The following is an 18,614-nucleotide window of genomic DNA, read 5'->3' as shown; positions in this document are numbered from 1 at the left end:
CCGGCGCGTCGGGTCTGTCAGGATGGAACGCATGCAGACGCTGCTGCTGTACCTGCTCATCATGGCGCTCGTCGCCGCGGTGATCTATGCCCTCGTGTGGTTCGTCTTCGGCCGCGGGGAGGAGCTGCCTCCCATCGAGCCGGACACCACCCTCACGAGGCTGCCCTCTTCGGGGATCAGCGGGGACGACGTCCGCGCGCTGCGATTCCAGCAGACCCTGCGGGGCTACAAGCAGTCCGAGGTCGACTGGGCACTGGCCCGACTCGCGCGCGAGGTCGACGATCTGCGCACCGTGATCGCAGATCTGCGAGAACGCGAACAGGTGTCCCGGTCGGCCGTCGGCGGCGCCGGCGACCCCGGCCCGGCCCTCGACGGGCCGTCGGCTCCCATCGCCGTCGAAACCGCCCGCGAGCAGCGGGTTCACGACGCCGCCCAGGTGGATTCGGCGGCGTGGGAAGAGGGTCCGGACACCTCCGGCGAGAGGTGATGCGGGACTGTCGGTCCGACGCTCGTGTCGCGCACTCACATTCCATTGAGACGCGGACACGTATCATGTTCAGAGCAGGACATTGTGAAGGGAGCTTGAGAATGGCGGCAATGAAGCCACGTACTGGGGACGGCCCCCTCGAAGCGGCCAAGGAAGGGCGTGGAATCGTTGTCCGGATTCCGATCGAGGGTGGTGGGCGTCTGGTCGTCGAACTGACCGCCGACGAGGCCGCCGCGCTGGGCGAGGAACTCCGCGGGGTCACTAGCTGACCGGAGAGCTCTCCGACGTCGTCGAGCTGCTTCGATGTCCGGTCTGCGCCGGATCATTCGGAACGCCGGAATCCGGGGCTGGGCCGGCGCGTGGTGATTCCGTCACCCGCCCGGCCCGTCTGGTGTCGCTTCGTTGCGACAACGGACACACCTTCGACGTCGCCCGTCAGGGTTACGTGTCGCTGCTCGATGGGCGTTCGGCATCACTGCGCGCAGACACCGCGGCGATGGTCGCTGCTCGTGCGCGCGTCCACGACACCGGTTTCTTCACCTGTGTCGTCGACGCCGTGGCCGACCGCACGCGCCGATTCGGTACGGACGTACCGCGGCCCGTCGTGCTCGACGCCGGAGCCGGTGGCGGTCACTACCTGCGCGCGGCGGTCGCCGCGCTGGGAGATGACGCCCGCGGCATCGGTATCGACCTGTCCAAGTACTGTGCCCGGGCGATCGCGCGCGGCACACCGCCGCACGCCGCGATCGTCGCCGACATCTGGCGGGGGCTGCCCATGGCGGACGAGGGTGTCACGGTGGCGCTCTCGGTCTTCGCCCCCCGAAACGGCGCCGAGTTCGCCCGCGTGCTGCGTCCGGACGGGGCGCTGATCGTCGTGTCGCCCGAGGCCGACCACCTCGCCGAGGTCGTCGGTCCGATGAAGATGCTGCGGGTCGACGCCGCCAAGTCCGAACGTCTGCATGCCGCGCTCGACGAGCATTTCGAGGTGATCGAGTCGGCGCCGGTGCGCGCCGTGGTCGACGTCGACGCCGCGACCGTCGGCGACCTGGTGGCGATGGGGCCCTCGGCCTTTCACTCCGAGGAGTCCGACATCCGCTCGCGCGCAGCAGATCTCGTCGGAACCGGGACTATCCCGGTCGCGGTTTCGGTGCTCGTGACGACCTGCCGCCCGAAGGTGCGCGGACGGCGGGCGGTCGCTCAGCGCAGCACCGACTGATACACCGCCAGCGTCTGTTCGGCGATCGACGACCAGGAGAACTCGGCCTCGGCCCGGTCGCGTCCGGCCCGGCCCATGACGGCGGCCGCGGCGGGATCGCCGACGACCGCGTTGACGGCTTCGGCCAGGTCGTGTTCGAAGGCCTTCGGGTCGACCGGATCGTAGGGGACGAGGCGTCCGGTGACGTGATCGCGGACGACCTCGGGTATGCCGCCCACCTCGGAGGCCACCACCGCGGTTCCGCAGGCCATGGCCTCGAGGTTGACGATGCCGAGCGGTTCGTACACCGATGGGCAGACGAACACCGTTGCGGCGCTCAAGATCTCACGAATGCGCGGTAAGGGGAGCATCTCGCGGACCCAGTAGACGCCGGGACGGGACGCCGACAGCTCGGCGACCGCGGTCTCGATCTCCGCGCCGATCTCCGGGGTGTCGGGCGCGCCGGCGCAGAGGACCAGCTGGATCTCCGGATCGAAGTCATGGGCGGCCGCGACGAGATGGGCGACGCCCTTCTGCCGGGTGATGCGGCCGACGAACGCCACGATCGGGCGGGTGGGGTCGACGCCGAGCGCGGTCAGTGTCGAGTCCGGCCCGAACGGGTCGTCGACCGGATGCCACCGGGTGGTGTCGATGCCGTTGCGGACCACGTGGACCCGCCCCGGGTCCAGCCGGGGGTAGGTGGTGCAGACGTCGTTGCGCATGCCGGAGCTGACGGCGATGACCGCGTCGGCGTACTCGACGGCGTTTCGTTCGACCCAGCTCGACACCCGGTATCCGCCGCCGAGCTGTTCGGCCTTCCACGGCCGGGACGGTTCCAGCGAGTGGGCGGTGAGGATGTGCGGGATGCCGTAGAGCTGCCCGGCGAGGTGGCCGGCGAGGCCGGTGTACCAGGTGTGCGAGTGGACGACGTCCGCGCCCTCGGCGCCGACGACCATGCGCAGGTCCGCGGAGAGCGTCGTGATCGCCGCATTCGCCCCGGCCAGCCCTGGGTCGGGGGAGTAGACCCGGGCGGTGTCGCGCTCGGCTCCCATGCAGTGGACGTCGACCGTCGCGAGATCGCGTAGGTGCCGGACCAATTCGGTGACGTGTACGCCGGCACCGCCATACACCTCGGGTGGATACTCCCGGGTCATCATCGCCACCCTCATGGTGATGACGCTAGTGGTTGCCCGGGGTCTTCGCCATCGCAGCGGTGCCCGGGCTCCGGGCTCGGTCCCGCGGCGCACCCGGACGGTTACCGCGGGGGCCGGTTCCAACTCGCCCGTCGTCTGGCCCGTGCCCCCGATCGCGGTTAAGTTGGGGGAGTGAGATCACAGCCGCACGTCCTCGGCATCGTCCTCGCCGGCGGAGAAGGCAAGCGCCTCTACCCGCTCACGGTGGACCGCGCCAAGCCTGCGGTGCCGTTCGGCGGTGCCTACCGGCTGATCGACTTCGTGCTCTCCAACCTGGTCAACGCCGGATACGAACGCATTTGCGTGCTCACGCAATACAAATCGCACTCACTGGACCGGCACATCTCGCAGACATGGTGGACGTCGGGATTCCACGGGGAGTACATCACCCCGGTGCCCGCGCAGCAGCGCCTCGGCCCTCGTTGGTACACCGGCAGCGCCGACGCCATCTTCCAGTCGATGAACCTCATCTCCGATGAGGAGCCCGAGTACATCGTGGTCTTCGGAGCCGACCACGTGTACCGGATGGACCCGTCGCAGATGGTCGCGGCGCACATCGAGTCCGGTGCCGAGGTGACGGTCGCCGGCATCCGCGTGCCCCGTGCGGAGGCCACCGCCTTCGGGTGCATCGACGCCGACGACTCGGGCCGGATCACCCGGTTCCTGGAGAAGCCCGCCGATCCGCCCGGAACCCCCGACGACCCGGACGTCACCTTCGCCTCGATGGGCAACTACGTGTTCAGCACCGAGGCCCTGGTCGAGGCGCTGCGCGCCGACGCCGCCGACTCGGACTCCGACCACGACATGGGCGGCGACATCATCCCGGCGTTCGTCGCCCGCGGGCAGGCCCACGTCTACGACTTCAAGGACAACGAGGTCCCCGGCGCCACCGAACGCGACAAGGGATACTGGCGCGACGTCGGAACCCTCGACGCCTTCTACGAGGCCCACATGGATCTGGTGTCCGTGCACCCGATCTTCAACCTCTACAACACCAAGTGGCCGATCCGGGGTGAGACCCACAACCTGCCGCCCGCGAAGTTCGTGCAGGGCGGTGTGGCCGAGGACTCGGTGGTGGGTGCCGGCTGCATCATCTCCGCGGGCACGGTCCGCAACTCGGTGCTGTCGTCGAACGTCATCGTCGAGGACGGTGCCGTCGTCGACGGCGCCGTGCTGATGCCCGGCGTGCGCATCGGCAAGGGTGCCGTCGTGCGCCGCGCGATCCTCGACAAGAACGTCGTGATCGGGGACGGCGAGCAGATCGGCGTCGACCTCGACGCCGACAGGGAACGCTTCTCCGTCAGCGCCGGCGGCGTGGTGACGGTGGGCAAGGGCGTTCGGGTCTAGGACCCGCGCGCACCTCCCGGCCCCGAGCGGCAGGCGCGTGCGCCCCGCGGTCAGCCCAGCGCGGCCCGGATGAGCTCGGGGATGTCGGCGTCGGCGTTGTCGGGCAGCGCGTCGATCGGCCACCACTGCAGGTCCACCGACTCCTCGCTGCGGGCGAACCGCGGCAGCGATCCGTCCGCGGTGGGGGCGGCGACGATCCGGTAGCGCACGTCGAGGTGCCGCGTCGGGACCCCCAGCGAGCACGTGATCGGGTGCGTGTGCAGGTGGACCAGTCCGGCGTCGGGTGCGTCGCGGTCGAGGTCGAGGCCGGCGATCCCGGACTCCTCGCGGGCCTCGCGCAGCGCCGCGTCGGCGAGGGTGTCGTCGGACGGCTCGCAGTGTCCGCCGAGCTGGATCCACTTCCCGACGCGGGGATGCAGGGTCAGCAGCACGTGGCGGCGGTCGGCGTCGAAGACGATCGCCGATCCGGTGAGATGCCCGGCGGCGCAAGCCCTCAGGCACGCCTCGGAGGTCGCGGCGAGGAACGCCAGGTATGCGTGCCGCAGGCTGTCCTGCGCCGAGGTGGGCGCAGTCCACGACGTCAGGGCCGCCACTGCGGACGCGTGCAGCGATTCGGCGCTCACAGCTCGATCACCCATTCTTCGGTCGGGGCGGCCGGGCGCAGCGGTGCGGGTTCGCGCGGGTGCCCGATGGCCACGGCGCCCAGCGGCTCCCACGCGTCGTCGAGTCCGAGCACGCGGCGGACGGTGGGAGCGGCGAAGATCGTGGACCCGATCCAGCAGCTCCCGATCTCCCGGACCGACAGCGCGATCAGCAGGCTCGCCACCGCGCCGCCCGCGGCGACCGTGAACATGGTGTGCTCGGCGGCGTTGCGGCGATCGTCGGGATAGGTGTGCGCACCCTCGGGGACGAGAAACGGGATCACGAGTTCCGGTGCGTCGTAGAGGATCTGCCCGCGCCGCAGGCGCTTGGCGATCGACTCCTCCGACTTGCCGTCGGCGGTCAGGTCGGCGCGCCAGTCGGCGTTCATCGCGTCCAGCAGCTCCCGTCGCCGATCCGCCGAGCGGACCCAGACGAACCGGACCGGGTGCGTGTGGTGCGGCGCCGGGGCGGTGAGCGCCTCGCCGAGCGCCTCCCTCAGCAGGCCGGGGTCGACCGGGCGATCGTCGAAGGAACGCACCGAGCGGCGCGTGCGGACGGCCTCCCGGCGCCCTTGCGCGATCGCCTCCTCGGTGCCCAGTCGGAACAGGTCCTCCTCGGCGGGCCGGATGAGGTCGGCTGCGGTCGTGCCGTCGTCGACCGGCGCGAATCCGCGGACCACGGCGACCGGCACCCCGTCGAGCTTGCCCTTGACCAGATCGGCGGCGGCCGCGAGTTCGTCGGCGACGGCGATGTCGGTGACGACCAGCGGATTGCCGTAGTCGTCGACACCGCCGTCGTACGGGTGGCTGACGGCGATGCCGGCCGAACCGATGGCGACGTCGACCTGCCCGGTGCGCCAGGCACGGCCCATGGTGTCGGTGATGATGACGGCCACGTCGAGGCCGGCGCGCTCGGCGATCTCGCGCCGCAGGCGCGCCGCGCTGGCATCCGGGTTCTCCGGGAGCAGCGCCAGCTCGTCGGTGCGGACGTTGGAGCCGTCGATGCCCGCGGCCGCCTGCACCAGGCCGAGGCGGTTCTCGGTGATGAGGGTGCGGTTCTTGCGTGCCAGCACCCGGACCGACTCGGCTTCGACGAGTCGTCGCCGCAACGCGTCCCGCTCGTCGGGATCGGTCGGCGCGGTCACCATCCGGCCCTCGGCCTTGGAGATGATCTTGCTGGTCACCACCAGGATGTCGCCGTCGGCCAACCACGGTGCGGCGGCGAGGATCTCACCGGCCACATCCGATGACGGACCGAACTCGCCGAGTCCGGTGACCGGCCGGATCTCCAGACCGCCCGGCGCCCGGTGGTCGGTGCGCTCGCTCACGCCGTGCCCACGTTCCGGTCGGGCAGGGCGACGTCCACGAGCGCACACGCCGCGCGGATCATCTGCGCGGTGGCGGCCGGGTCGGTCATCAGCAGCGGGGCCGACCCGATGGCGATGCCGTCGACACTCGCCCGGTCGCCGTCGGCGATGAGCCAGCCGTCGAGGATGCCGTTGCCGCTGCGGGCGCCGTAATGGGCCGCGATCGCCTCGGCCGAGGTCTCGACCCCGATGACCGACAAGCACTCGTCGGCCATGCCGCGCAGCGGGCGGTTGTCGATCACCGGCGAGATGCCGACGACCTTGGCCTTCGTCGACCGCAGCGCGCTGCGCATCCCGGGGACGCTCACGATCGCGCCGATGCTCACCACCGGATTCGACGGCGCGAGCAGCACCACGTCGGCCTCGGCGATCGCGTCGAGCACGCCGGGGGCCGGGGTGGTGTCGTCGGAGCCGACCTGGGCGAAACCGAAGGTCGGGACCTGGGCCCGGTGACGCACCCACCATTCCTGGAAGTGGATGGCGACACGTTCGTCCTCCGCGCCATCCGGTTTGGCGATGACGACGTGCGTCTCGTGCCGGTCGTCGGTCACCGGGAGCAGGCGCACGCCCGGGTTCCAGCGGCGGCACAGGGCGGCGGTGACGTCGGAGAGCCGGAAGCCCGCATCGAGCATCTGGGTGCGGATCAGGTGCGTGGCGAGGTCACGGTCGCCGAGGCCGAACCAGTCCGGGTCGGCTCCGTAGGCGGCGAGCTCCTCCTTGGCATTCCAGGTCTCGTCGCGGCGGCCCCAGCCGCGTTCGGGGTCGATGCCGCCGCCGAGCGTGTACATGCACGTGTCGAGATCGGGGCAGATGCGCACGCCGTGCATCCAGGCGTCGTCGCCGACGTTGACGATGGCGGTGATCTCGTGGTCGCCGGCCGGGGCGTCCGGGAGCGGCGGGAACGGGGTGGCGCCGAAGAGTTCGCGTGCGCCGAGCAGGAATCGCGCGCCTCCCACGCCGCCGACGAGTACGGTCACCTTCACAGCAGGTACTCCTTCACACCGCCACTCTAGTGGTCTTCGGAGCGGGCCCCGCCCTCGGCGCCGGAGGCGGTTCGGGCAGAGGCGACGCGTCGGCGGAGTGTGATCTTCGTTCGGCTTGGCCGTTCTCGCCGTGTCGAGTCACACGAAGAGCGGCCGGCGATGGTAAAGGGAGATCTTCGTTTCGACTTGACCCGGAGCGCCCTCGGCGTGTGTAATCACATCAGTGTCATTCCGGGTTTGAGATCGAGAACCTTCGAGGTCGAGAACCGCTGGCCTCCAACGGATTCGATCACATGTTCGAACTCGGCAAGAAGGGTGTCGGCACCGGATGAGGTGCCGTCGCTCGGGCGCTGTGTGCGACGCGAGCAGGCACTTCGCCGACGCGTAGTACAAGTGGTGTGGCAGCAGTGGTGGGTACGGCACACATGTCGTGTTCGCGAAGGACAGTTAACGACCGAAATCCCGAGCTAGGAGGCGCCGACGATGGCTTTGGAAAACCCGATCGGCAATCCGCTTGAACCACATGATCGCCCGCAATACATCTCGGATTCGACCGTCGTCGCCGGCTCTGCGGACCGCGATGTCGCCGGATTCCACGGCATCGGTCCCGTCGACGATTCGATGATCGGCGGTACCGCCCGCCCTAGTGTCCCCGAAATCGGCGACGCCGCTTCGGATTTCGCCGGTGGCGCCGACGACCGCTCCGGTCGCCGGCATCTGGCCCTGGTGCCCAACGGATTCGACGAGCTCTTCGACGCCGTCGAGGAATCGTGGCAGGATCGGGCGCTGTGTGCGCAGACCGATCCCGAGGCGTTCTTCCCGGAGAAGGGCGGCTCGACCCGTGAGGCCAAGCGCATCTGCCAGGGGTGCGAGGTGAAGGCGGAATGCCTCGAGTACGCACTTCACAACGACGAGCGCTTCGGAATCTGGGGTGGCCTGTCGGAGCGTGAGCGCCGGCGTCTCAAGCGCGGCATCATCTGAGTCCGCCGGCGGGCGCGGGTCGACGACACGAGAGATGTCGCCGATCCGACGTCATCTGAACGGATCAATTCCGATCATTCGAATTTCATACGGGCCGAACGTATTCGGCCGGCAGTTCGGCGGCGGGCCGTCGAACGCGATCATCGACCGCGGATCACTCTGGTCCGCGGTCGATCGTGTCTTCGTCGAGTCCGAGGTGGGTGGCGACCTGCTGGACGAGGACCTCGTGGATCAGCTCGAGCAGATCCGTGCCCTTCTTCGCCCGCGATTCCAGCGGCCGGCGGAAGAGGATGATCTGGGCGCGCGTCGGCTCGCCGTGGACATCCATGCCCGCCGGGATCAGCCGCGCCAGCGGCACGGCGCCGTCCGCGGTCACCTCGTCGGGCCACGCGACGGTCTCGGGGTCGCGGGGGAGGAGGCGCGGGATCTCGTCCACGGCGATGTCGAGACCCGCGAGCTGGTCGTGCCAGTTGGCGTCGATCTCGGCAAAGGCCTCGAGCGCGATCGCGTCGAACTCGTCGGACCGGGTGTTGTAGGCGGGCACGTGCTGCGGCAGCAGCGGGGAGCGCAGCCCACGACCGCGACGGTCCCGGAAGCGGCCCGGGCGCCGACGACCACGGCGGATGCCCGGCGCGCCGTAGGGGCCCGGGGTGCCGTGGGAGCCGCGCGCGGGCTTCGGGTGGATGCGCATGGCGCGAGTGTAGGAGGTCGTGGCGACCCGTGTCGCGCCTGCCCCGCGGCGGTCGATGAGCGTGTCGGCTCAGTGGTTGCCGACAAGGCGGGCTAATCTCGTCTCGTGAAGCTTCCCCGTCTGTGCTGCCGACCCGGCTGCGCCCGATCCGCGGTGGCTACGCTGACCTTCGTCTACGCCGAATCGACCGCGGTCATCGGTCCGTTGGCGACCTCGGTGGAGCCGCATTCCTGGGATCTGTGCGAGGACCACGCGCGTCGGATCACCGTGCCGCGCGGGTGGGAGATGCTGCGCAGCGAACGTGGCTTCTCGGTGCCGGCCGAGGACCACGAGCTGACCGCACTGGCCGAGGCCGTCCGGGAGGCGGGCGCCGTCGCCGGCGGTCCGCGTCCCGGCTTCGACGCCGGCCGCGGGTCGATCGACTCCCTCGACGCACTCGACTCCGGGAGGTCCCCGGTCGACGCGGCCGTGGACGCCGCGCTCGCCGACCGTCGGTCCGGCCGCCACCGCGCCGGACCGGTCGACCAGCAGTCGCCGCTCACCCAGGGCTCGTCCTCGTCGACGCCCCGCCACCAGACCCGTCCGCGTCCGGGACGCCGGGGACACCTGCGTGTCCTGCCGGACCCGGTCGACTGAACGCACGCCGCCACGCGCACGGCGCGACACCCGTCCACCTCGCGCAGGGCGCGACCTCCGTCCACCTCGCGCAGGGCGCGACCTCCGTCCACACGGACGCACCCGACACCGTCATCTCCCGATCCGGGACGATTCCCCGGATCGGGCCCACGAGTGTGTCGTGTAGCGGGACGGGTGTCACCGTGGCTGGCTACGCTGGTCCCATGCGTACCGGTGCCCCCGACCTCGACGACGCCGAGGAGTTGCTCTCCGCGGACGCCGACGGTCTGTTGCGGACCGTCGCGCTCGCGGGGGCCCAGATCCGGGCCACCGCCGAGGCTGTCCGCGAGGGTGCGCTCGCACCACTTGCCGAGTTGCGGCCGCGCAGCGTGGTCGTCGTGCACGGTGCCGGCGAGGTGTCCCATCGGGCCGCCGGGCTGATCGTGGCCGCCGTCGCGTCCCGGATCGACGTGCCGGTGGTCACCGCTCCGGTCCTGCCGGGCTGGGTGGGCCCCCTCGACGTGGTCGTCGTGGCGGGCGAGGACGCCGGGGACATGGCGCTCGCCGATGCCGCCGCGCGCGCCGGGCGGCGCCGCGCGGAGGTGGTCGTGGCCGCGCCGATTGCGGGACCGCTACGGGATGCGTTGGGCGGCAACGGGATCGATCTCTCCCCGCGCTTCGACCTGGAACCGCGGTTCCGGTTCTTCGGATTCGTCGCCGCGCTGCTGGCGGTGTTCGGCGCGCTCACCCAGGTGCGGATGACGGGTCCGGTGCCGGCCCTCGACGACCTGGCCGACGCCCTCGACGCCGAGGCCTCGGCCTCGCATCCGAGCCGGGAGACTTTCCGCAACCGGGCCAAGTCCCTCGCCGTCCGACTCCAGGACCGCCCGGCGGTCTGGACCTCGGACTCCCCGGCGGGCACCGTGGTCGCCGCGCACGCGGTGGCGGGCCTCGTCGGCATCGCCGGGGTCGTCGGCGCCGTCGCCGAACTGGCCGAGGTGGCGCGGGCGTCGCGGCTGTTAGCCGCCCGCTCGGGTGGTGCGCCGGCCACCGACTCGATCTTCTACGACCCGGACTTCGACGAGCCGCCGGCCGACCAGGCCCCGCGCATCCTCGTCGTCTCCACCGCGCGCCGGGAGTGGTACACGCGGCAGCGTGTGATGGGGCTCGGCGACGTCGACCTCGTGGTCGGGGTCGACGCGGCCGACCAGCCGGCAGCCGCCGAGGCGCCCCGGTCGGACCTGCGCCCGCTGCCGGGGGAGGACCCGGTCGCCGACGGTCCGGGCGACGTTCTGGACTTCTTGATCGTGGCATTGAGGGTCGAGATGGCGGCGGTGTATCTCCGCCTGATTGGGAACACGGTGCAATGAGGATTCTCGAGGGATTGGTTCGTCCCTACGCGTGGGGTTCGCGTACGGCGATCGCGTCGATCCAGGGCAGGCCTGTCCCGTCGGCGCATCCGGAGGCCGAACTGTGGTTCGGCTCCCACCCGGCGGGTTCGGCGCGCTGCGTCGACGAGTCCGGTCCGGAGCAGCCACTGGTGGACGTGATCTCGGCCGACCCGGTGTCGACTCTCGGGCCGGCGAGCACCGAGGCGTTCGGCGATCGCCTGCCGTTCCTGCTCAAGATCCTCGCCGCCGAGGAGCCCCTGTCGCTGCAGGCCCATCCGTCGGCCGAACAGGCGCGCGAGGGGTTCGAGCGGGAGAACGCGCGCGGACTCGCGCTCGACGCCCGCGACCGCAACTACCGCGACCCCTGGCACAAGCCCGAACTGATGGTCGCGACCACGCCGTTCGACGCCCTCGCCGGATTCCGCGACCCGCACAAGACGATCGAGCTGCTGCGGGAACTACAGGTCAGCGAGCTCGACCATTACCTGGGAATGCTGGCCGGACAACCGGATTCGGAGGGGCTCCGGGCGGTCTTCACCACCTGGCTGACCCTTCCCGAGGCGATGATCCGCCGGCTCGTCCCGGCGGTGCTGCACGGCGCAGTCGAGGTGCTGGCGCAGGGGCGGACGCAGTTCACCGCCGAGCTGCGCACGCTGTGCGAGCTCGGCGAGGACTATCCCAACGACCCCGGCGTGCTCGCCTCCCTTCTGCTGAACCGCGTGCACCTCGAGCCGGGCCAAGGACTGTACCTGCCGGCGGGCAATCTCCACGCCTACCTCCGGGGCACCGGCGTGGAGATCATGGCCAACTCCGACAACGTCCTCCGCGGCGGACTGACGCCCAAGCACATCGACGTGCCCGAGTTGCTGCGCATCCTCGACTTCACCCCGGTCGACCCGGCCGACCTGACGCCGTCGGTGCGCACCCTCGGCGCCGAGCAGATCTACCTCACCCCGGCCCCGGAGTTCCGGTTGTCGCGGGTCGAGTTGGACGGCACGGGACTGCGTCACGCCTCGTCGATCTGCTTCGACATGCCCGGACCGCAGATTCTCTCGGTGCTCAGCGGGGCCATCGAGGTGCGGCCGGTGGACGGGACGCCGCTGACCGTGCCGGCGGGTCGTGCGCTGTGGATCACCGACTCCGACCCCGACGTCATCGTCCATGCCGCGTCGTCGCGAACGGTGTTCTACCGGGCGCTCGTGCCGGTGGCGGTGTCGTCTGCCGGCGACGCCGAGGCGGGCGGGGTCGCGGTCGGGGAGCACGCGTCGGCCGCTGTCGACTGACCTCGCTCGGGCGCGTTCAGCGCGCGGCGGCCGCCGGTTCGGGATAGCCGCCGATCAGCGTCCACTCGTCCGGCGTCGCGACCATCGTCACGAGTACCGGGGGTCTCCCGGCCGTCAGTGAGAGATCCTGTGGCGCACGGGGATTCTGGGTCACCGTCACCGTGTGGCCGCCGGTCGGGTCGTCGAGTCCGGGCGCGGTGATGATCATGCGGGTCGTGTCGGCCCGGGGTGGCGGCGGCGTCACGCCGTCGGCGATGACCAGTGCCGGTCCGGGCCGTGCCGTTGCGCGGTCGTCGGCCAGCGACAGGGCGCTCGGATCGGCCACGGCATTCACCAGCGGTGCCCACCGGTGCGGACGGTCGGTGTGGATGCGGACCGCGGCCCCGACGGCGACCGCGCGCAGTGCGATCTGTGCGACGACGTGGAGTCCGGCGGACACCGCGACCGTCGCGATGCCCGGCCCGACGAGGCGGGTCGCCACCGCGCGCCCGGCATGGTCGGCGCCGATCAGCTGGCCGCAGCCGCCCGCCGGCAGCCGCACCGAGCGGAGGAATTCCCGTGCCTCCTCGCCCCTCAGCGCCGGGAGATCCCGATCGAGGCGGGTCGGGGTCGCGATCGGCAGACTCACGCCGAGCGCGTCGAACTGGCGTCCGTCGAGAGGCACCAGGCCCTCCGGCCAGGTCGCCAGCGCGCGGTGGGCACCCGGGAACTCGTTGAAGCGGACGAAAGCGGCGACCTCCACCTCGCCGCGGTCGTTGCGCGAGCGACGATCGGTGGAGACATGGCGGAGGCGAACGGTGAGGGTTGTCGACACGGCGGGATTGACCCAGACGTCGCGGATGGTCGCCGTCAGCGCTGCCGGTTCTACTGCCGCACTGCGGATCCGGAGTCCGGCGACCCCCACCGAGTCCCACTCCTCCTCCAGCGAGTCGATGCCGGCGCCCTCGGTGAGCTGCGTGGTGACCGAGGTGATCTGGGCGGCCGACAGGGTCGTCGTCCTCAGCCCGTGCTCGCCGAGGCGTTTGGCGACGCGGCGTGTGGTGATCGTCGCGGTGCGCAGGGCCCCGGTGGCGCCTCCGCCTCGTCGTGCCACCGCGTCCGGGCAGTCGAGCGGGTCCAGGCGCAGGACGACGAAGATCGACCGCTGGGCCGTCGCGGCCAGCGGACCGAGCGTGCGTTCGTAAGTCGACGGTGCGACGCCCGAACCCCACACGCGCACACCGTGGCTGATGACCTCGACGGAGCTCAGGACGATGTCGTAACGGTTGACGCAGTCGGCGAGGGCGTCGAGCGGGACGAGCTGTCCGGCCTCCTCGGCGAGCGTGCTCGATCCCGGGGCGAGGTAGGTCACCGCCGGACCGCCCGGGTCGACGCGGATGACCGTCACGAGGGTGTCGCCGACCCACCGCGCGCCGATCGTCGTGGGTGCCGACGGGCGTCGGGCCGAGGGATGGCTTGCCGGGCCGGCGAGCGGGACCTCGAACGGCGCCGGCGCCAGATCCGATGCACTGCGCCGCACCCGGGACCAGGAGAACGCGGCACGTCCGGCCAGGCGCCCGAACAGCGACGGGCGTCCGCGGAAGCGGATCAGTCCGGCGGCGAGGACGGCCGCGACGGCGAGGGCCGCCGCTCCCCACACGCTTGCCGACGCTGTCCAGATGACGAGCCCGGCGGCGAGGATCACCTCGACCACCACGAGTGTGCGCATCGCTGCCGCACGCGAGTTCGCGTCCACGCTTCGGCCCCCCAGTTCCCCCGATACGGCGTCGTCGACGCCTCCGCCGGCGGGTGTCCACAGCCGCCGAGCCCCACCTGTCGGGGGCCTGTTCGTCGGTTAGGCTACTACCGCGCGGCGGGGGGTACGCCGCGAGAGATCACAACCGTCCACGGCCTGCCCGGCTGCTGTGCCGACGGTGCGGACAGGGGGAGTCGTGGCACGTCAACTGACGACCAAGGCTCAGGTCAACGGCTACCGCTTCCTCATCAAGCGCCTCGAGCACGCCCTCGTGCGCCGTGACGTGCGGATGCTGCACGACCCGATGCGTTCCCAGTTGCAGGCCCTGGTGGTCGGCACGGTGCTCGGCCTCCTCGTCCTCGGTGGCTGCGGCGTGTGGGGCCTCGTCCGCCCGCAGGGTTCGGTCGGCGACGCGAAGATCATCGTCGGCAAGAACAGCGGAAGCACCTACGTGCTGGTCGAGGACACCCTGCACCCGGTGCTCAACCTCGCGTCGGCGCGCCTGATCTCCGGCAGTGCCGAGAGGCCGGCGTCGGTGGCCGACGCCAAGTTGAAGTCCTACCCGCGCGGCCCGTTGCTGGGTATCCCGGGCGCACCGGGCTCGCTGCCGTCCTCGGCGCACAAGGGGACCTCGACGTGGACGGTGTGCGACTCCACCGAGGTCTCCGACGACGGCTCGGCGGAGTCCATCCGACAGACGGTCATCGGGGACCGCCCCGTCCTCGGCGATGCCACCGCGAGCACCACCGCGCCGTCGGACGCGATCCTGGTGCGGTGGGACGACGCGACCTTCCTCGTCTACCAGCTGTTCCGGAACGGTTCGTGGAGCCCGGTGCGCGCCGAGATCGACACCGACAGCGCGCCGGTCATGCGCGCCCTCGGACTCGAGGGCACGACGCCACGCCGCATGTCGCCGGGCCTGCTCAACGCCTTCCCCCTCGTCGATCCGATCGCGGTGCCGACGATCCCCGGGGCGGGCGAGCGGGGGGCCGTCGAGGGGATGACCGTCGGTTCGGTGGTGAGGTCGGTGGGCGTCGACGACGAGACCAGCTATCACCTCGTCCTGCGAGACGGGGTTCAACAGATCGGCGAGCCGGCCGCGGAGATCCTGCAGCTCGCCGACAGCAAGGGGAATGCGGAGGTGCGGACGGTGCCGCCGGGGCGTCTCGCCAGCCTGAAGGTGGTCGACACCTTGCCCATCTCCGACTTCCCGCAGCTCACACCGACCCTGCTCGGCGCCTCGGCCGACCCGACCCTGTGCCGCACCTGGACCAGGGCGTCCGGTGAGCCCCGGGCCGAGACCATGTTGCTGGCCGGGCGGGACCTGCCCTTGAGATCCGGCGCGGTGCCGGTGCGTCTCACGTCGGCGGACGGCTCCGGACCGGGACTCGACCAGGTGTACCTGCCGCCGGGATCGGGGGAGTACCTGCAGGTGACCGGCAACGAGGACAACTCGACGCGTAAGGAGTCGCTGTTCTACGTCAATGATTCGGGCGTGCGGTTCGGCATCCCGGACCCGCAGACGGCCGAGATGCTCGGTCTGGCCGGGGAGCCCGCTCCCGCGCCGTGGTCGGTGGTGTCGCTGCTCGCCCCGGGGCCGACGCTCTCACGAGAGGCCGCGCTCGTCGCGCACGACGGTCTGAAGACCTCGGCGATCGAACGCGACGGGGAGTAGTCCCGCGGTCCAGGGGTGCGGCGGGCACGCCGTCAGGTGAGCGGGCCGCCGATGATGTTGCCCACGATGCCGCGGATGATGGTGGTGCCGTCCTCGTGCCGGAGCTCGTCGTACCAGGCCGCGGTCTTCTCGGGATCCTTGCCGTGGGTGACGTCGCACCGCTTGCGGGCACGGAGCACGAGATCGCCGGCGCGTTCGGTGCGGGCGGCCTGGTAGGCGGCCAGCGCGGCTGACACATCGTCGGGATTGTCTTCGAACGCGAACTGCAGGGCCACTGCGTCCTCCATCGCGGAGCAGCCGCCCTGGCCGATGTCCGGGGTGGTGTTGTGGGCGGCGTCGCCGAGCACCGCCACACGGCCCTTCACCCAGGTGTGGAACGGGTCGAGGTCGCAGATCTCGACCCGGTTCGTCGTCGCCGGATCGAGTTTGTCGATGAGTGTCTGCACACCCGCTGCCCAGTCGGCGAACTCCGCGGCGAGGAACTCGCGGGCGGTGCCGCGTTCGAACGGCACCCCTTCGGGCATCGGGACGTCGAAGAAGAAGTAGAAGCGGTTGCCGGCGACCGGCATCACCGAGACACGTCGTGAATCTCCCACGTACGTGGTCCATTCCGTCGCCGGGCCGATCCGCTCGTCCACCTCGACGAGGCCGTTGAAGTTGACGTAGCCGGCGTAGCGGCGCTCCACGGGGTGGCCCAGCACGTATTCGCGGGTCAGCGACCTGGCGCCATCGGCGCCGATCACCAGGTCGCCGGAATCGCTGGTGCCGTCGGCGAATTCGACGGTGGCCCGGTCGCCGTCGTCGTGGACGGCCACCACCTTCTTGCCGAAATGGATGTCGTCGAACCCGTAGGCGTTCATCAGCATCAGCTGCAGTTCGGCGCGCGCGATCGGGTACGGGCGCTGGCCGACCTCGTCGATGAGCGGCTGCATGCTGAAGCGGCACATCGTCTCACCGGTGAAGGCGTCGACGTAACTCATCGAGTCGACGATGCCGCCGAGCTCGGCGGTCTCCTTCTCCAGGCCGAGGTGGTTCAGGCATTTGACGCCGTTGGACCACACCGAGATCGCGGCACCGACGGGCTTGTTCTCGGTGACCTGTTCGTAGACCTCGACCTCGATGCCGAGCTGTTTGAGCGCGATCGCCGCAGACATCCCGCCCATTCCCGCGCCGACGATCACTGCCTTCACTCTCACCACCGCTTCCTCGTCCACGAGCACCGCCACGCCCCGGCCGGGTCCGAGGGTGGTGGTCACCAGGCTAAGACGACATGGGACCGCGCGCGCGACGAGCGGCCGGCGGTGTGACGAGGGGATCGCTCAGTGTGTGCGGCGGGCGCGGACGAGGTCGGTGACCATCCGTTGCCACTGTGCGGTGATGGTCTCGAGGTCGAATCCGACCTCCTGCATGAGGTATCGGACCGATCCGGCCGACATCGGGGCCTGCACGGTCAGCGCCATGAACTCGACGTCGTCGTCGAAACCCAGCTGTCGCAGCAGGATTCGAACGTGTTGGGTCGACGCCCGGCCGGCCGGGTGGGTGAGGAAGTCCTCGGCGGTCCCGCCGGCCTCGAGCAGGATGTCGAGGTGGTCGCAGGTGAGCTTCAGTCGTGCCCGGCCGTAGGCGAGCAGTCGCTCGAGCGGCGGCGCCCCGGGACCGAGAGGTTCGGGGCCCGACAGGTAGGCCTGCTGCATCTCGGATTCGGAGTGGTCGAGCAAGGCCAGCATCAGGCCGGTGCGATTGCCGAAGCGGCGGAACACTGTGCCCTTGCCCACACCTGCCTCGCGTGCGACCGCCTCCATGGTGACCGCGGAGGCCCCGTGGTGGTCGATGAGGTTCTTGGCGGCGGCCAGCAACAACCGCCGGTTACGTGCGGCGTCGGCACGTTCGGTCTCCGCGTTGGTGACGGAGATCTGGATCGGGGAGTGGTCGGGGCCGTTCGACACGTGACGAGGGTAACTCTTGACCTCGGACGGGAATCAATCGGACCCTGGTCCGGTTAGAGATTGCGTAACCGGTCCACGAGGGCCGAGTAGCCACTTCGAAAGGAATGTCATGTCGGATCGAGCCGTCGAACTCGTCGCGCTGGTCGGTAGCCTCCGCGCCGCCTCCGTCAACCGCCAGCTGGCCCAGGTGGCCGCGGACAACGCCCCGGCCGGTGTCAACGTCACCGTCATCGACAACCTCGGCTCCCTGCCGTTCTACAGCGAGGACATCGACGTCGAGGGCCGGCTCGACCCCGCCGTGGTCGCACTGCGCGAGGCCGTCGGCAAGGCCGACGGCGTGCTCATCGCCACCCCTGAGTACAACGGCTCCATCCCGGCCGCGCTGAAGAACGCCATCGACTGGCTCTCGCGCCCGTACGGCAACGGCGCGCTCAACGGCACCCCGGTCGCGGTCTTCTCCGCGGCGCTCGGGCAGTACGGCGGCCAGTGGACCCGCGAGGACACCCGCAAGTCGGTGGGTGTCGCCGGTGGCCGCGCCATCGAGGAGGCCGACCTCGGCCTGCAGATCCCCGCGCTGCCCGAGGGTGGCCTGAACCACCCGGAGATCGTGGAGAAGGTCGTCGCCTCGGTCAACCGTCTCGTCGCCGAGGTGGCCGTCAGCGCCTGAGGCCTGTCCTTCCTGTCTTCTCTCGCAGACGCCGCGCCGGGTGGACCGCCACCCGGCGCGGCGTCGTCGTGTCAGGGGTCGGCTACGGGGTCGGGCAGACCGTTCGTGTCCGTTCCGTGACCGGACTGTGGACTGTCGGTGCACACGTTGTGGAGCACTGTTGGACAACCTGTGGGCGACACGCCGGGAGTGCCGGCGACACGCCGGAATTTGAGATCGTGCACCCCTGTGACCTGCATGTCTTTCACTGATGTTATTCACAACCCCTTGTGGTGGCATGAAATGTCAGCCACTAGGTGTAGTGTTTCCAGTACCAGCGAGGCAGGCGCCGAGGGCGGGCATCGATCCTCGGAGAAGGCCCTGGAAGCGGTGACACGGATCACCATCTTCACGCTGGGAAACCGCACGTCACTGGCG

18 protein-coding genes are annotated in these 18,614 nt (G+C 70.6%); 10 read left to right on the top strand and 8 right to left on the bottom strand.

Annotated features, from left to right (window positions below):
• The first annotated feature begins 31 nt into the window (after positions 1–31).
• The 3 genes from E1P53_RS01465 (at position 32) to E1P53_RS01455 (ending at position 1,703) form a co-directional block, all read left to right on the top strand.
• Positions 32–487, top strand: a complete 456-nt coding sequence (locus E1P53_RS01465) for a DivIVA domain-containing protein (RefSeq protein WP_006898617.1) — start codon at positions 32–34, stop codon at positions 485–487.
• 101 nt (positions 488–588) lie between these two features.
• Positions 589–756 carry a DUF3117 domain-containing protein gene (locus E1P53_RS01460; RefSeq protein WP_006898616.1) on the top strand — a complete coding sequence of 56 codons (168 nt, stop codon included), beginning with the start codon at positions 589–591 and terminating at the stop codon, positions 754–756.
• A gap of 122 nt (positions 757–878) precedes the next feature.
• Positions 879–1,703, top strand: a complete 825-nt coding sequence (locus E1P53_RS01455) for a putative RNA methyltransferase (protein ID WP_109237405.1) — start codon at positions 879–881, stop codon at positions 1,701–1,703.
• On the opposite strand, the gene glgA is transcribed toward E1P53_RS01455, so the two are convergent.
• A complete protein-coding gene (gene glgA, locus E1P53_RS01450) occupies positions 1,685–2,851 on the bottom strand; it encodes a glycogen synthase (RefSeq protein ID WP_210754781.1) in 1,167 nt (388 codons plus the stop codon). The genes E1P53_RS01455 and glgA overlap by 19 nt on opposite strands.
• A gap of 156 nt (positions 2,852–3,007) precedes the next feature.
• Here glgA and glgC point away from each other — a divergent pair, with 156 nt between their 5' ends.
• Positions 3,008–4,222 (top strand): glucose-1-phosphate adenylyltransferase, encoded by a 1,215-nt coding sequence (gene glgC, locus E1P53_RS01445; protein ID WP_006898613.1) that lies wholly within the window; start codon positions 3,008–3,010, stop codon positions 4,220–4,222.
• Between the two features lie 50 nt (positions 4,223–4,272).
• On the opposite strand, the gene E1P53_RS01440 is transcribed toward glgC, so the two are convergent.
• From E1P53_RS01440 to cofD, 3 genes are read right to left on the bottom strand one after another with little or no spacing between them, the layout of a single operon-like run.
• Positions 4,273–4,845, bottom strand: a complete 573-nt coding sequence (locus tag E1P53_RS01440) for an NUDIX hydrolase (protein ID WP_131733243.1) — start codon at positions 4,843–4,845, stop codon at positions 4,273–4,275.
• Positions 4,842–6,191, bottom strand: coding sequence for a coenzyme F420-0:L-glutamate ligase (locus E1P53_RS01435; RefSeq protein WP_006898611.1), 1,350 nt, complete (start codon positions 6,189–6,191; stop codon positions 4,842–4,844). Before E1P53_RS01435 ends, E1P53_RS01440 begins: the two co-directional genes overlap by 4 nt.
• Positions 6,188–7,213 (bottom strand): 2-phospho-L-lactate transferase, encoded by a 1,026-nt coding sequence (gene cofD / locus E1P53_RS01430; protein ID WP_109237401.1) that lies wholly within the window; start codon positions 7,211–7,213, stop codon positions 6,188–6,190. Before cofD ends, E1P53_RS01435 begins: the two co-directional genes overlap by 4 nt.
• Before the next feature lie 483 nt (positions 7,214–7,696).
• Between cofD and E1P53_RS21080 the strand changes: the two genes are divergently transcribed.
• Positions 7,697–8,194 carry a WhiB family transcriptional regulator gene (locus E1P53_RS21080; RefSeq protein ID WP_131733242.1) on the top strand — a complete coding sequence of 166 codons (498 nt, stop codon included), beginning with the start codon at positions 7,697–7,699 and terminating at the stop codon, positions 8,192–8,194.
• 154 nt (positions 8,195–8,348) lie between these two features.
• Here the strand turns inward: E1P53_RS21080 and E1P53_RS01420 are convergent, their stop codons facing one another.
• Positions 8,349–8,885, bottom strand: coding sequence for a metallopeptidase family protein (locus E1P53_RS01420; protein ID WP_131733241.1), 537 nt, complete (start codon positions 8,883–8,885; stop codon positions 8,349–8,351).
• A 105-nt stretch (positions 8,886–8,990) separates the two neighbouring features.
• Between E1P53_RS01420 and E1P53_RS01415 the strand changes: the two genes are divergently transcribed.
• From E1P53_RS01415 to manA, 3 genes are all read left to right on the top strand, one after another.
• The gene (locus E1P53_RS01415; RefSeq protein ID WP_085950484.1) at positions 8,991–9,521 is read left to right on the top strand and encodes a DUF3499 domain-containing protein; all 531 of its coding nucleotides are present in this window, start codon (positions 8,991–8,993) and stop codon (positions 9,519–9,521) included.
• Between the two features lie 203 nt (positions 9,522–9,724).
• Positions 9,725–10,870: a hypothetical protein gene (locus E1P53_RS01410; RefSeq protein WP_006898606.1), complete on the top strand. Its 1,146-nt coding sequence runs from the start codon at positions 9,725–9,727 to the stop codon at positions 10,868–10,870.
• Positions 10,867–12,174 (top strand): mannose-6-phosphate isomerase, class I, encoded by a 1,308-nt coding sequence (gene manA / locus E1P53_RS01405; protein WP_006898605.1) that lies wholly within the window; start codon positions 10,867–10,869, stop codon positions 12,172–12,174. Before E1P53_RS01410 ends, manA begins: the two co-directional genes overlap by 4 nt.
• Positions 12,175–12,190: 16 nt before the next feature.
• Here manA and eccE read toward each other — a convergent pair whose 3' ends face one another.
• Positions 12,191–13,882 (bottom strand): type VII secretion protein EccE, encoded by a 1,692-nt coding sequence (gene eccE / locus E1P53_RS01400; protein WP_230823216.1) that lies wholly within the window; start codon positions 13,880–13,882, stop codon positions 12,191–12,193.
• 223 nt (positions 13,883–14,105) lie between these two features.
• Here eccE and eccB point away from each other — a divergent pair, with 223 nt between their 5' ends.
• Positions 14,106–15,584: a type VII secretion protein EccB gene (gene eccB, locus E1P53_RS01395; protein ID WP_131733239.1), complete on the top strand. Its 1,479-nt coding sequence runs from the start codon at positions 14,106–14,108 to the stop codon at positions 15,582–15,584.
• A gap of 32 nt (positions 15,585–15,616) precedes the next feature.
• Here the strand turns inward: eccB and hpxO are convergent, their stop codons facing one another.
• Together hpxO and E1P53_RS01385 are read right to left on the bottom strand one after the other, a co-directional pair.
• Positions 15,617–16,774: an FAD-dependent urate hydroxylase HpxO gene (hpxO, locus tag E1P53_RS01390; RefSeq protein WP_040526188.1), complete on the bottom strand. Its 1,158-nt coding sequence runs from the start codon at positions 16,772–16,774 to the stop codon at positions 15,617–15,619.
• A 129-nt stretch (positions 16,775–16,903) separates the two neighbouring features.
• Complete coding sequence (locus tag E1P53_RS01385; RefSeq protein ID WP_006898600.1) at positions 16,904–17,530, bottom strand: TetR/AcrR family transcriptional regulator; 627 nt, start codon at positions 17,528–17,530, stop codon at positions 16,904–16,906.
• A 109-nt stretch (positions 17,531–17,639) separates the two neighbouring features.
• Here E1P53_RS01385 and E1P53_RS01380 point away from each other — a divergent pair, with 109 nt between their 5' ends.
• The gene (locus tag E1P53_RS01380; protein WP_131733238.1) at positions 17,640–18,197 is read left to right on the top strand and encodes an NAD(P)H-dependent oxidoreductase; all 558 of its coding nucleotides are present in this window, start codon (positions 17,640–17,642) and stop codon (positions 18,195–18,197) included.
• Positions 18,198–18,614 lie beyond the last annotated feature (417 nt).

Origin of the sequence: Gordonia paraffinivorans (genome assembly GCF_900683595.1) — a bacterium.
GTDB lineage: Bacteria > Actinomycetota > Actinomycetes > Mycobacteriales > Mycobacteriaceae > Gordonia > Gordonia paraffinivorans.
The sequence above is the reverse complement of the archived record's forward strand: the minus strand, read 5'-3'. Positions and strand labels throughout refer to the sequence as shown.

Coding starts and splice junctions, on each gene's coding strand:
- E1P53_RS01465 (WP_006898617.1), top strand. CDS start 32: ATGCAGACGCTGCTGCTGTACCTGCTCATCATGGCGCTCGTCGCCGCG.
- E1P53_RS01460 (WP_006898616.1), top strand. CDS start 589: ATGGCGGCAATGAAGCCACGTACTGGGGACGGCCCCCTCGAAGCGGCC.
- glgA (WP_210754781.1), bottom strand. CDS start 2,851: ATGAGGGTGGCGATGATGACCCGGGAGTATCCACCCGAGGTGTATGGC.
- E1P53_RS21080 (WP_131733242.1), top strand. CDS start 7,697: ATGGCTTTGGAAAACCCGATCGGCAATCCGCTTGAACCACATGATCGC.
- E1P53_RS01420 (WP_131733241.1), bottom strand. CDS start 8,885: ATGCGCATCCACCCGAAGCCCGCGCGCGGCTCCCACGGCACCCCGGGC.
- E1P53_RS01410 (WP_006898606.1), top strand. CDS start 9,725: ATGCGTACCGGTGCCCCCGACCTCGACGACGCCGAGGAGTTGCTCTCC.
- manA (WP_006898605.1), top strand. CDS start 10,867: ATGAGGATTCTCGAGGGATTGGTTCGTCCCTACGCGTGGGGTTCGCGT.
- eccE (WP_230823216.1), bottom strand. CDS start 13,882: ATGCGCACACTCGTGGTGGTCGAGGTGATCCTCGCCGCCGGGCTCGTC.
- E1P53_RS01380 (WP_131733238.1), top strand. CDS start 17,640: ATGTCGGATCGAGCCGTCGAACTCGTCGCGCTGGTCGGTAGCCTCCGC.